Origin of the sequence: Paenibacillus ilasis (assembly GCF_043195395.1) — a bacterium.
Classification (GTDB): domain Bacteria; phylum Bacillota; class Bacilli; order Paenibacillales; family Paenibacillaceae; genus Paenibacillus_AQ; species Paenibacillus_AQ lautus.
Window position 1 is genome coordinate 183,719 of the sequence record NZ_JBHDJG010000003.1, and the last position, 13,504, is coordinate 197,222.

At 50.6% G+C, this 13,504-nt stretch carries 11 protein-coding genes; 2 read left to right on the forward strand and 9 right to left on the reverse strand.

The genetic code is table 11. The features are described 5' to 3' along the window. Position 1: 1 nt before the first annotated feature. Entirely contained in the window at positions 2–1,012 is a 1,011-nt protein-coding gene (locus tag ACETK5_RS25115) for an ABC transporter permease (protein WP_113056503.1), read from the reverse strand. Positions 1,013–1,116: 104 nt separating this feature from the next. Continuing rightward, positions 1,117–2,934 (reverse strand): ABC transporter substrate-binding protein, encoded by a 1,818-nt coding sequence (locus ACETK5_RS25120; protein WP_394058513.1) that lies wholly within the window; start codon positions 2,932–2,934, stop codon positions 1,117–1,119. A 195-nt stretch (positions 2,935–3,129) separates the two neighbouring features. Between ACETK5_RS25120 and ACETK5_RS25125 the strand changes: the two genes are divergently transcribed. After that, positions 3,130–4,437, forward strand: a complete 1,308-nt coding sequence (locus ACETK5_RS25125; protein WP_100540856.1) for a sensor histidine kinase — start codon at positions 3,130–3,132, stop codon at positions 4,435–4,437. Positions 4,438–4,505: 68 nt separating this feature from the next. Here the strand turns inward: ACETK5_RS25125 and ACETK5_RS25130 are convergent, their stop codons facing one another. Next, complete coding sequence (locus tag ACETK5_RS25130; RefSeq protein ID WP_394058515.1) at positions 4,506–4,853, reverse strand: hypothetical protein; 348 nt, start codon at positions 4,851–4,853, stop codon at positions 4,506–4,508. 197 nt (positions 4,854–5,050) lie between these two features. Further along, positions 5,051–6,349, reverse strand: coding sequence for an alpha-glucosidase/alpha-galactosidase (gene melA, locus ACETK5_RS25135; RefSeq protein ID WP_100540687.1), 1,299 nt, complete (start codon positions 6,347–6,349; stop codon positions 5,051–5,053). Between the two features lie 193 nt (positions 6,350–6,542). Between melA and ACETK5_RS25140 the strand changes: the two genes are divergently transcribed. Continuing rightward, positions 6,543–7,436, forward strand: coding sequence for a helix-turn-helix transcriptional regulator (locus ACETK5_RS25140; protein ID WP_326117180.1), 894 nt, complete (start codon positions 6,543–6,545; stop codon positions 7,434–7,436). A gap of 85 nt (positions 7,437–7,521) precedes the next feature. On the opposite strand, the gene pepT is transcribed toward ACETK5_RS25140, so the two are convergent. The 5 genes from pepT to ACETK5_RS25165 all read right to left on the reverse strand — a co-directional run bounded on the left by pepT (position 7,522) and on the right by ACETK5_RS25165 (position 13,353). Then, the gene (pepT, locus tag ACETK5_RS25145; RefSeq protein WP_394058517.1) at positions 7,522–8,754 is read right to left on the reverse strand and encodes a peptidase T; all 1,233 of its coding nucleotides are present in this window, start codon (positions 8,752–8,754) and stop codon (positions 7,522–7,524) included. Positions 8,755–8,896: 142 nt separating this feature from the next. Next, complete coding sequence (locus tag ACETK5_RS25150) at positions 8,897–9,733, reverse strand: MetQ/NlpA family ABC transporter substrate-binding protein (RefSeq protein WP_326117182.1); 837 nt, start codon at positions 9,731–9,733, stop codon at positions 8,897–8,899. Between the two features lie 55 nt (positions 9,734–9,788). Then, on the reverse strand, positions 9,789–10,487 hold the full coding sequence (locus ACETK5_RS25155) for a methionine ABC transporter permease (protein WP_100540683.1): 699 nt from the start codon (positions 10,485–10,487) through the stop codon (positions 9,789–9,791). Between the two features lie 4 nt (positions 10,488–10,491). Beyond that, complete coding sequence (locus ACETK5_RS25160; RefSeq protein WP_394058519.1) at positions 10,492–11,241, reverse strand: methionine ABC transporter ATP-binding protein; 750 nt, start codon at positions 11,239–11,241, stop codon at positions 10,492–10,494. Positions 11,242–11,382: 141 nt separating this feature from the next. After that, entirely contained in the window at positions 11,383–13,353 is a 1,971-nt protein-coding gene (locus tag ACETK5_RS25165; protein WP_394058521.1) for a tetratricopeptide repeat protein, read from the reverse strand. Positions 13,354–13,504 lie beyond the last annotated feature (151 nt).

The following is a 13,504-nucleotide window of genomic DNA, read 5'->3' on the forward strand; positions in this document are numbered from 1 at the left end:
ATTATTGATCCTCCATCTGAGCGGCCTTGATTCTTGGATCGATCCAGCCGTAGATTAGGTCAATCGTAAAGTTGGCCAGCAGCACAGCCAGGGCGATCAAGAGAGTGCAACCCGAAATTAACGGATAATCCAGCTGACGGATCGCCGTGAACATCCAGGTTCCGATTCCCGGATAACTGAATACGATCTCACAGATCAGCGAACCGCCCACCATCGTACCGATGGATAATGCCAAGCCCGTGATCTGGGGCAGCATCGCATTCCGGAATACATACCTCGCGATCTTGGAATCCCGTATCCCGAGAAGTTTGCTGTACAGCACATAATCCGAATTCAGTTCATAGATGGACATCTCCCGCATGCCAATGGCTTGGCCGCCAATCGTAACCAGCACGATCGATAGAAATGGAAGCGTGTGATGCCTAAGTACGGAAGCGAAAAATTCAAAGCTGAGTGACGGCACCATTTGATAATCGTAGCCCCCGTGCAGCGGAAACCAGTTCAGGGACAGGGCGAACACATACAGCATAATAATGGCCAGGGTGAAGAACGGAATGGAATTCACGAACAAGGCCACCGGGAATATCACTTTATCAAACACGCCTTTGCGGTAAGCCGCAACGGCGCCCAGCACGTTCCCGATCAGCCAGCCAACCAGAATGGCCGGAAGCTGAAGCCCGATCGTCCAGGGAACCGCCGAGGCCAGAATTTCCGTTACCGGTTTCGGATACAGCCCGAATGAAGTGCCCAGGTTGCCTGTCGCCAAATTTTTCAGATAGATGAAGAACTGCTCCCATAAAGGCTTGTCGATTCCGAACTCAACGAGAAACGTCTCATAGACCCGTTTGATCGTATCGCTGTCGGTCATCCCCTGCGTCATCTCGGACACAATCATGCTTACCGGATTCCCCTCAATCATCCGGGGCAACAGGAAATTCAGCGTGACGGCAATCACCAGCGTTAGAAAGTACCAGAAGAACTTCTTGACGATATATTTTCCGTAAACGCTCAAGCAGCTCACCCCCATGGATCACACCTTCGAATTTGGTGGAAAAGAGACCTATATCAGGGGTGTAAATCCGCTAATATAGGTCTTGGTTCATTGAGTTATATGCATCAGTTATGAATCTGATACAGCGACTTGATGCCGGCTCCATCCATCGAAATTTGAGGCGGGATGTTGCTGCCGTCTCCTTCGGTCGGGAACCCTTTCCACACCGACTCATTGACGGTGTCGAATACCCATGGACGATACATGAGCGGAATCGATGGAATCTCCTTCAACCAGATTTGGGTCAATTCGGTGTAGAGCGCTTTCAATTCAGCTTCGTCCGTGATTGTAGGAATCTTCTCGATGATGGCATCTGCTTGATCGTTCTTATACCGGCCCCAGTTGTAGAATGCCATTTCGCCCATCGGCGCAACGCCCTTGGAGTACATGATGGTCATGGCACGGTTCCACGGCTGGCTCGGGCTGACCCCGCCGGCAGGCGTGTTCATGATGATATCGAACTTGCCGGTCTGTAAATCATTGGTCCATACGGGCGCTTCCGGGAATTTGGTTCGAATCTCGATACCGATGGCCTTCGCGTTCTGAGCGACAATCTCAAGCGCCGCATTCCAATCCGACCAGCCGTATGGACATTCGATTTCGAACGGGCCGAGGCGGGTTCCGTTCAAAACGCGAATTCCGTCTTTTCCCTTCGCGGCGCCGATCGAATCAAGGAGTGCATTGGCCGCATCTACGTCCGTTGTCCACTGTAGCGGTTTGATGGCCGCCTGGTCTACATATTTCGCTTCGGCCTCCGTATTCAGCGTCAACGACGGCTCCATTGGAGCCGAGTAGCCGCTGATGGCCAGCTCCGAAATTTTGCCGTAATCAATCGCCATGGCAATCGCTCTTCTGACATCCGGATGGTTGAGACCTTCCTTCGACATGTTGAAGAAGATCGATGGCATGGAGCCGGGCACATAGTATGGAGCGTCTTTGATATAGGTTTTAACCGGAGCCCCGCCCTCCCACATTTTCCATACCTGCGGAATAAACTGCTGCGATACGTCGACCTGACCGCTCTTGAATGCCAGGTCACCCGCTGCATTGTCTTTATAGATGACATGGGTAATGTATTTGGGAGCCGGCAGCTTGCCAAAGAGCGCCTGACCCCAATAGTTATCGTCCCGGACAATCGTGATCTTCTGATCATTGTAAAAATACATTTTGTAAGGCCCTGTTCCGATCGGGTCCTCGTTGACTTCTTTACGAATGGTGGCAAGGTCGTTATTAGCTTTCTTCTCGACCTCTTCCCATACATGCTTGGGCAGCATCGGCATAACCTCGATGCTGTCGAGCACCGTCAATTTGTTCGGATTGTCTTTATTCAGCTTGATGTTCACCGTTTGCGGTCCATCTGCCGTTACGTCCTCGATGTAGGTCCAGAAGCTGCTCCAGTTGATGTCATACTTTTTGCCGAGCTGGTAGGTATAGACGACGTCATCGGAAGTGAACGGCTTGCCGTCGCTCCATTTGGCATCCTTGTTCAATTCGATCTTCAAGGTCAGATCGTCGGTCCATTCATACTTGGTACCCAGCAGCGGCTCTAACTCGCCTGTCAGCTGATTGACCATAAACAAGGTTTCATAGACGAGTTCCCTGGAGTTTCCGTAGTTAATCGGAAACGCCGGGTTTCCGCTAAGCAGGTTAAAATTCGTAGGTGCCCCCCATTGCAAACCGTTCACGTAAAGCGTTTCATTTCTCGGCGTCGCTTTCGCATCGCCCTGCGGTGCAGGCTCATCACTGCCTCCGGGTGTCTTTACCTCTTCTTTAGGCGGCGGATCTGATGCTGTCGGTGGCGTTACACTCTGGCATCCGGCAGCAAAAAAAGACGCGACCAACAAAAGAATGAACATGGGTCTCAGAACGGTTTTCAGCTTCACTTGTGAACCCTCCATTCATGGAAATGTGTTCGTCTCTTAAATGCTGAGTGTCTGGATCATGTGTGCATCGATTGTCTGCAAGCGTTTTCTTGATGGATTTATATGTTCCTCGTTTCAATCTGAGTACGAATAAATTTTGTTATTTTTATTCAACGTTCAAGGATTTTTCGTTTTTGACGTCGAACTTGAATGGACATGGTTAATCTAGCGGACGATTCGATATCCTTTAAAGGGGTGGGCCTACTGCCTGTGATTAAAGATGTTTTACTGCAGCTTTTGTTTGCGTTGATGCCTTTTGTCGCATACAACATCTATTACAGAAAACTGACAGTCAACTATTCCCGTAATTTCATTATTGTTATTTGTTCGCTGTGCATGCTGTTGTCCATGACCTTTGCTTCGAGTGTTCAAAGCGGGGTGATTTTTGACGTACGGTATGTCATTATGTTCTTCGGCATGTTATTTGGAGGGTTCACGACAGGAGTAATTCTGCTTGTGGAATTTCTAATTTATCGGCTGTACATTGGCGGAGCCGGCATGATCGACGCCATCATTATATTGATCTTCACTTTTCCGCTGTCTATTCTGCTGTCATTCCTGTATCACCGAAGCAAACACAAATTTTGGATCATTTTTATAGCCGGTATCAGCTTCTCTTTCCTTCCGCTACTGGTACTCTATATAACCAAACCCGACTACATCACGAATTACATCATATTTAATATTTTAGCTATGCCTGTTCATAACTCGCTCGGGATATGGCTTCTCGTGACCCTGTTTAACAAATCCGTATCCGACAAAGAACTTTATCTGCGGTATATCCAAAATGAGAAAGCCGAAGCCGTCAATCATGTCGCCGCATCCCTTGCCCATGAGGTCCGCAATCCGCTGACCACCGTGCTTGGATTCCTGCAATTGATTAAGAGCGGTACGTTCCCTCAGGAAAAAACCGAACGTTTTCTGGAAATCAGCATGGAGGAAATTCGCCGGACCGAGCAAATCTTGTCCGAATACCTTTCGATCAGCAAACCTCACTTGCCGTTTCAGCAAAGAATCGAGCTCTCCGCCCAGATCAAGTCTGTCGTTGAGCTCATGACGTCATATGCTAATATGAGCAACGTGACCCTCAGCGCTGACTACCCTCAGCTCCCCATCTACATTTTAGGCAGTCCGGCGGAGCTCAAGCAGCTGTTGGTCAACTTTATTAAGAATGCGATTGAGGCCAGTAAAGACGTTGACAGAGGTACGGTCCACATCACCATCTATGAAGAAGCGGAGCAGGTGGCCATCGAAATCAAGGATAACGGGGTCGGTATGACCCCTGAGCAATTGAGCCGTCTCGGTTCGATCTACTATTCCACCAAAATGAGCGGCACCGGGCTTGGACTCACCTTCTCCTATCAAGCCATCCGTGCCATGAATGGAAGCGTATCGGTACGGAGTTCGCCAAGATCAGGGACCGAGTTTCTCATCACACTCCCGCATGCCAATATAAATCCATAGATGATTTCCGCATGCCATCCGTTAACGAAAAAGAGAGACGCTTCTGTAGTTACCAGAGCGTCTCTCTTTTATTGATGCAGTAATACAATTTCTTTTGCTGCAAAACTTCTGTTGTTTTTGCTTATATTCAACGGCTTTTTTAATGTGATCCGGATAAGATCGCCGTTCTTTAGTTCTTCCAGCTTGATAGTTTCTCCCCCACTTTCCTTCAGGGAAGTGGCTTCGGTAACTAGCACCTCACAGTGATACCCCTCATCCGTGTGGTTCTTCCGGTTACGGTTCACTTCGTCGGAACAATCAACGTTGATCATGTCGTCTCCAAATGTATAAATTGTAGATTCAAACACGGACACATCCCGGGTACATCCTGCCGAGAACAGCAGCAACAGCAGACTGATGAGTAACCTCAGCTTCATTCCGGGCCCCCTTACGGCTAGTTTCATATGGGATCCAGGAACTCCGATCCCATGCCTTTGTCGTTAAAACATAAGGCTAATCCTCGAATTTTTATTTATTATATCATGGCGACCAACGATAGAATAAATCGAACAAAAAACTCAAGGAGCGAGAATCTACTCGCACCTTGAGTTTGCGTTTATTCCATCTATTTAACTTATTGGTATTTAGGGAGCCAATCACCATGTGCTTCGATCAGATCGTCGCACAGGCTCTTAATGTCATCGATGGACAACTCGGCAGCTGTATGCGGGTCGAGCATCGCTGCATGATAGATATGCTCCTTCTTGCCGGTTGCCGCCGCTTCCAGCGTCAGCAGCTGGGTATTAATGTTGGTGCGGTTCAGCGCAGCACATTGCGGTGGCAGATCGCCGACATAGGTCGGCGTTACGCCGCTGGCATCGACCAGGCACGGAACCTCGACGCAGGCTTCCTTCGGAAGGTTCGTGATCAGTCCCGTATTCATCACGTTGCCGCCGATTTTGAACGGAACATTGGTCTCGATCGCTTCTAAAATGTAGGATGCGTATTCATGGGAGCGGTTGTGCGTCAGATCCTGGTTGTTTACCAGATCCTCGCGCATTGCCTTCCATCCCTCGATTTGGTTCACGCAGCGACGTGGATATTCATCCAGCGGGATGTTAAAGCGCTCAATCAGCTCCGGATAGTTACGCTTGATGAAATACGGATGGTATTCGGCGTTATGCTCGGACGACTCCGTGATGTAGTAACCGAAGTTTAGCATCATCTCGAGACGGACCATATCATGATGCTTCTCCTTCTGCTTCTCGGCCGCACGCTTCTTAATTTCCGGATAGAGGTCCACGCCGTCCTTCGTTACCTCAAGCAGCCATGCCATATGGTTGATGCCGGCGATTTTGGCCTGCACGCCTTCCTTTTCCATTCCCAAATTATCGAACAAATGCGGAATGCATGCTTGGACGCTGTGGCACAAACCTACGGTTTGCACGCCGCCCAGCGTGTTCATGGCATTGGTCAGCACGGCCATTGGATTCGTATAGTTCAGGAACAATGCGTTCGGACAAACCTCCCGCATATCAGCTGCGAAATCCAGCATGACCGGGATGGTACGGAGGTTACGGAAAATCCCGCCGATCCCCACGGTGTCGGCAATCGTCTGTCTGAGTCCATACTTCTTCGGAATCTCGAAGTCCGTGATCGTACACGGATCGTAGCCCCCAACCTGAATCGCGTTAATGACATATTGTGCTCCGCGAAGAGCCTCCTTGCGGTCACTGTATGATTTGACGACACAGGTGCTGCCGCTGGTTTTCTTTATATTATTCAGCATGTTCTCCGAGTCTTTCAAACGGATCGGGTCAATATCATACAAAGCAAGTTCAAACCCCTGCAAAGCCGGTGTCTGCATGCAATCCCCCAGAACGTTCTTGGCAAACACGGTACTTCCTGCTCCGATAAATGTAATCTTAGACATCAATAAATTCCCTCCCTAAACTCCATGAATTAATACGCTTTCACAAGACTAACTATATGATAATCGGTCTTTTTTGAATATGGAGCAAAACAAGTGTGATATGGACATTTGTTGTTTCATTAGGTAAGCTAACCCTAACACAGCATCCACTTCATCAATTGATATCGCACACGTTTAAGGGGGGGCCAAACGCATGTCCATTTTGCCGGACCATACACTCTACACGATTGGTATGAATCCTTCGCCGGGCGGTCACGACCTGAACATCCTGTTCAGCGGGGAGGGAACTCCCATACCGCGCCACAAAATCGGGCCCATCATCCATGATTACTGCCTCATTCACACCGTCTTGACAGGTCAAGGCATATTTGAGTGTGCCGGCATCGTACATCATTGCCAGGCAGGCGATACCTTCGTGATCCTTCCCGGCGTTCTTTTCAGCTATGAAGCGGACGACCGGAATCCCTGGCATTACAACTGGGTAGCTCTACAGGAGAAGGGGACCAACTTGCTGCTGGCTGATATGGGCGTCACACCCGCTAGACCGATTATCCGCTGCACGGATGAAGCCGAGCTACGCTCCCTGGCCGAGATGTATCGTCATCTGCGCATCGGCTTTAACCAATCGGATCACCCCTGGCTTGAGGATCTTCAGGCATCCGGGTGGCTCCGATTGCTGCTCCATAAGCTGGCGATGTTAAACCGCGACCATCTTCCGTCGAACTCCAATGACGTGCCTGATATCGAGCGGGGTGTAAGGCAGACCGAGAGATGGATCTCGACCCAGTATCACCAACAGCTCTCCATCGATCAGATGGCGAAGGCGCTTGGCTATCACCGGGCGCACTTATCCAAGATGTTCAAACAGCATACGGGCCTCTCCCCCATGCAGTACCTCATGAAGGTACGCATCGAAAAGGCCAAATCGCTCATGAAATCGTCCTTCTCCATCCATGAAATTGCCTCCTCCGTCGGTTTCAATGATGCCCTCTATTTCTCCAAGCAGTTCCGCAAATGGACGGGCATGACCCCAAGCGAATATAAATACAGCCTGGAGAAAAGCTCTCCTAAAGCATCATCTATATAGGCCTAGGTACTAATGCGGGTCAAACAAGAGCAGACGAAAAAGCCGCCGGCACTCCTGCCGGCAGCTCTTTTTGAAACGATATAACTTATGCCTGCGCCTCATACAGCTGCACGATCTCAACAATCGTTTGAACGGCCAATACCATATTGTCGGCCGATACATACTCATACCGCCCGTGGTAGTTCTCCCCGCCCGTGAAAATATTGGGTGTCGGCAGGCCCATGTACGACAGTTGAGAACCGTCGGTGCCACCGCGGATCGGTTCGATGATCGGGTTGATTCCCAGCTTCTCCATTGCTGTCTGGGCGATGTCGACCACTTCCTTGACCGGCTCGATTTTTTCGCGCATATTGTAGTATTGATCTTTCATCTGAAGGATGATTCGCTCGGCTCCATATTTGTTTTGAAGCTCCTCTACGATGGAGGCCAGCTTGGCCTTTCTTCCTTCAAACAGCTCCCGGTCATGATCGCGGATAATATAACGGAGCTCGGTCAGCTCCACATCGCCCTCGATGGAAGTAAGATGATAGAAGCCTTCATAACCTTCGGTATGTTCAGGCGCTTCTTCCACAGGGAGCATACCGTTCAGCTCCATGGCGATTTTCGCCGCGTTGACCATTTTGCCTTTGGCCGTTCCGGGATGGACATTCTTGCCTTTGCAAGTTACAAGCGCCGCTGCCGCATTAAAGCTTTCGTACTGCAGCTCTCCCAGCGGCCCCCCGTCCATCGTATACGCGTATTTAGCCCCAAAGGCCTCCACGTCGAACTTGTGCGGTCCTCTTCCGATCTCCTCGTCCGGCGTAAAAGCAACCCGGATTTTACCGTGCTTCAGCTCCGGATGCTGGATCAGGTAATTCATAGCTGTCATAATCTCGGCAATTCCTGCTTTGTCATCAGCTCCAAGCAAGGTGGTGCCGTCCGTTGTAATGAGTGTATGTCCCTTGTAGCCGTTCAGTTCCGGAAAATCCCGCGGGGAGAGCACCACATTCTGTGCTCTGTTCAAAATGATGTCTTGTCCGTCATATTGTTCGACAATCTGCGGCTTGACACCGGCACCCGTAAAATCGGTCGCCGTATCGATATGTGCCAAAAAGCCGATGGTCGGGATTGGTTTATCCGAGTTTGCCGGAAGTGTAGCCATCACATAACCGTTCTCATCCATCGTTACGTCCTGCATGCCGATTTCCTTCAGCTCGTCCACCAGCAGCTGACCCAGCGTCAGCTGTCCCGGTGTCGAAGGGCAGGTATTACTATTCTCGTCTGACTGCGTATCCACTTGTGCATAGGTAATGAGTCTGTCGATTACTTCTTTTTTCATAAATTCTCAACTCCAATACGTATGGGTATGTAAGATGCACCTCTCAAATCCATCAAGAGTATACCATATTTGGCCGCGCTCAAAAAAAACCGTTCCCCCAAAACCTCGGAGAACGGTTTATGCGAACCCTAAAATTCGCGCTTTATTCAAAAGCCGGCAGCGCAATCTCGGAATAGTTATCCTCGAAGAACTTCTTCACTTCCGGGCTGGTCATCGCCTTGGCAAGCTTCTGAATCGGCTCGGAATCCACATTATCTTTACGGGCCACCAGCGTAATCGTGAAATCGGAGTCGTTGCCTTCGGTTACCAGGGCATCTTTCTTAGGGGTAAGTCCCAGCGGTTTCGCATACGCCGGCGTCATGGCAACCATATCGACGTCGTCGAGGGTACGGGCCAGCATCAGCAGATCGACCTCGGTGAACTTGTATTGGTGCGGATTCTCCACAATATCGGCCTGCGTTGCATGGATGCCGACCCCTTCCTTCAGCTTGAGCAGACCGTTCTTCTCGAACATCACCAGGGAACGACCGATGTTGGAAGGGTCGTTAGGAATCGCTATCGTCGCACCATCCGGAAGCTCTTCAATGTTTTTATATTTTTTGGAGTAAGCCCCAAAAACGGCATTATAGATCGGCGTGACCGGAACCAGCTCCGACCCGTTGTTCGCATTGTATTCTTCCATGTACGGCACATGCTGGAAGAAGTTTGCATCCACCTCTTTATGGGCCAGCGCATTGTTTGGCTGCACATTATCGGACAGAATCTGGATATCCAGATTGATGCCTTCTTCCTTCAACATCGGCTTCACCAGGTCAAGCACCTCGGTCATTGGCGGAATGAGCGTTGCGACTTTTAATGTAACTTCTTTCGTGGTATCGGATGCAGCGCTCTCCGGAGCTTTGTCCTTGGCAGGTTGCTGTCCGCAGCCTGCCAGCACCAGCAAGAGGGTCAGCATCAGCAGCATTAATTTCTTATTCATCGTTGGTTACCTCCCGGTAAAATATAATTTGTGTAAATACGTTTCAGAAGAATAATTAAACTTTTCTCTTATCCAGCAGCCTGGATGCCAGGTTCCCGCCGAACTGGATGGACTGTACCAGAATGATCATAATGATGATCGTAAATGACATAAGCTCTCCCTCAAATCGCTGGTACCCATAGCGGATTGCGAAATCCCCAACGCCGCCGCCACCCACGATGCCCATTACCGTGGAGTACGAGATAAAGCTGATCGTGGATGTTGTCAGCCCAAGCACAAGACCCGAACGGGCCTCCACATACAGGAATTTGTATATCATCTGGAGTGTGGATGCCCCCATGGAAGCGGCAGCCTCCATCACTTCCTTCGGCACCTCCAGCAAGGATTGCTCTACCAATCTTGAATAGTAAGCCACCGCAACGACGGATAAAGGTACGGCAGCTGCCAGCGTCCCAAGGGATGTGCCGACGATCCACCTCGTGACCGGAATCATCATGACAACCAGAAGCAGGAACGGGAAGGACCGTATGACGTTAACCAAGGCATTCAGAATGGAGAATAACAAGCGATTCTCATACTGCTGGCCTTTTCGGCACAAAAAGAGAAGTGTTCCGACCGGAAGACCCAGTATTATAGCGGCAGCAATCGATATGCCCACCATGATGAATGTCTCGCCAATCGCCCGCCATATTTCATTCTGATACTGCAGGACATAGGCGAAATAATCGCTCAAATATGGAATGATATCATTCATGGAATCAAAAATCCCCCACTTTCCCTGCACCGTCCGTTGAAGATCCAGAACCCCGAGAAGCTTCTCCATCGCTTAGCTGATTACGGTACGTTCTGTTCAGACGCCCGTTCTCCATCACGGACACATGGTCGCAAATGCCGTTCACCACGTCCATCTCGTGGGAAACGATCACGATGGTTACCCCCAGCGTCCGGTTGATATGCCGGAGCACCTCCAGAATATCTGCAGTTGTCTGCGGATCCAAAGAAGAGGTCGGCTCATCGCACAACAAGACGGTCGGCGAATTGGCTAACGCTCTGGCAATCGCTACCCGCTGCTTCTGCCCGCCGCTTAGCTGAGCCGGATACGACTTCGCTTTATCCTCAAGCCCGACAAATCGCAGAACCTTCTGGACACGATTCGCCCGCTGGGCCTTCGGTACCTTCGCCAGCTCAAGCGGCATGGACACATTGCCCCATACCGTCCGGTTGCTGACCAGCTGGAACAGCTGAAAGATCATGCCAATCGATCTTCTGGCCTCCCGAAGCTCCCTGCCTCCAAGTGAAGTCAGCTCCTGACCATTCACCACGACTCGGCCGGAATCCGGTCTCTCCAGTACGTTCATGAGGCGCAGCAGCGTCGATTTCCCGGCTCCGCTCGTGCCGATGATGCCGTGTATGCTTCCCTCCTCAATATCGAGAGAGACAGCGTCTATCGCCTGATAACGGTCACTGCCGCTGCCAAAGCTTTTACTGACCTCTTGCAGTGAGATCATCATAATCCCCTCCTTGCACATGAAGAAAGCCCGCTTGGCTATACAGCCTGCGAGCATGTTATGCTGCAACAACTATTGAATCATACCATAATTTTAAACAAAATGTGACACCACTTCATCGCTGCCAGAAAGTGCAAGTCCTCAGGACAAATAAAGCTGATGCCCATACATGCCCGTTAACCGTTCTACCGCCTTATCCAGCACACCTTCCTCAAAGCCCTCCAAACCTTCGATGGCTTGGATTTTGTCCGCCGGGGACATCTCCTTCTGAAGATGCAAGCTCCAGTTCACGATCGCCTGTATGGCATCCTCATGCTCGAACTGGCCGTAATAGATATGGGCTTTGTACAGATAGCTGTCGGCATGCTCGGGAACCAGCTTCAGTACCTCGTCAAAAGCAGCCAATGCCGCATCCTCGTCCTGATCCTTGTAATAAATCTGTCCCAGTCTGAAATAAGCGCCCGGATGTCCCGGCGAAAGCTCCAGCACTTGCAGCGTATCTTCCTTCGCCTGCGCGTAATCCGCCATCGTATAATAGATTCCGCTTCGCAGGCTGTACAGGCTTCCTTGTCCCGGGTTCAAGCTGAGACCTTGAGCGCAGTCCGCTAATCCACGTTCAAGCTGTCCGGTCTCCACAAAGCAAACGGCACGAAACTCATAAAATCTCGGATTCGACGGATGCGCCTGAATCGCCTGGGAATAAGCATCGATGGCGAGATCCCACATGCCCATCTCCTTGTAAATATGACCGCTGGCCGCCAGGTATGTCGGATGCTCGGAGAAGGACTCCTCCTGCTTAACCGCTTCCTGCAGCTCAAGCAGCGCTTCCTCATTGCGCCCTTGAAGATAGAGCACGTAACTGAGCTTGTTGCGGATCTCGGTCCCGTCCTGGAGCGCAGCCGCTTCCTTCAGAGCCTGCTCCGCAGACGGCAGATCATTCATCTCCATATAAATATCGGCGCGCTGCACATAGTTGGGGGCATCATCATTTTCAAGCTTAAGCAGCTTGTCATTGATCGCCAGCGCCTCCTCCTGACGCCCCAGCCGGTAGTAGCAGTCGGCCATCCAATAGCAGGCCAGCGGGGATTCCGGCTGTCTTGCATACAATTTCGAAATCAGCTCGTAGGCTTGCTCTTCCAAACCATCCTCGCGATAGATCCGGGCCAAATCGAAATACGCCCGGTAATCGTCCGGCGCCGTTTCAATCGCCCACTCCAAATCCGTTTTGGCCGCATTTTTGTTTCCGGACCGGTTGAAGACCTCCGCTCTCTTTAAGTAAAGCTCGTATGAATCCGGATACCGCTCAATGGCCTCCGACAGATAGTGCTCGGCCTGTCCCATGTCCCCAAGCTGCACGTACAGGTCCGCCATGGCTTTCCGAAAGGAATACGCCTCCCGCACTTGCCGCTGAAACGTCTGGAATGCCCCATAACTGTAATTGGTGCTGCCTGCGAACAGCGCATATCCGCCATCCGCTTCCGCCTCATACCGATCGGCCAGCTGGATTCCCTCCTGCAGAACACCCACGGCTTCCTGCACATGATCCATCAGATCCAGCGATACGGACAGCATGTAATAATACATCGGGATGGCGCGTTCCGACCGCCGGATGCTTAGGCGAAAATAATGCGCCGCTTCCGCGGGGTTGCCGCTCTCGTAAAAGGTCATGCCCAGCTCATAGTATGTCGAAATAACCGTGCTGTCGTCCTCTCTTTTAATGCTTTCCTTCAAATCCCGGATCGCCTCATCATATTGGTTCAAATCTTTGTGGGCAATCCCCCGGGTATACCAATTCATATAATTGTCGGCATTCAACCGAATCGCTTCATTCAGATCCTCAATGGCCTCGCGCTCCCGGTTCAGCTCACGCAAAATATGAGCGCGCCGCTCATAAGCGCGATGACTTCCGCTCGTATCGATCACGCGCCCCAAATAAGCTACGGCCTCTTCCGAATGGCCGCTGTTGTGCAGCAGTTCCGCATAGTGCAGCTTATCATTGAAACTGGTAATGGCACTTTCGCCTTTTCTCATATATTTAAGGGCTTGTGCAAAATCCCGCTTCTTCCTGTAATGGTTACCGATACGGAACCAGATCCGCTTCATCAACTTCATGGTGGCTCATCCTTTGTATGTAGATGTTATTCTTGGGCTCGTATGATTAGAGCAGAGGACTCTGTCCTCTCATCTCTATATTACACTTCCTCTATGTCCATTAGCACCCAAATTAAAGAGGAACCCTGCTGGCTCCTCTTTAGGTGTGTAT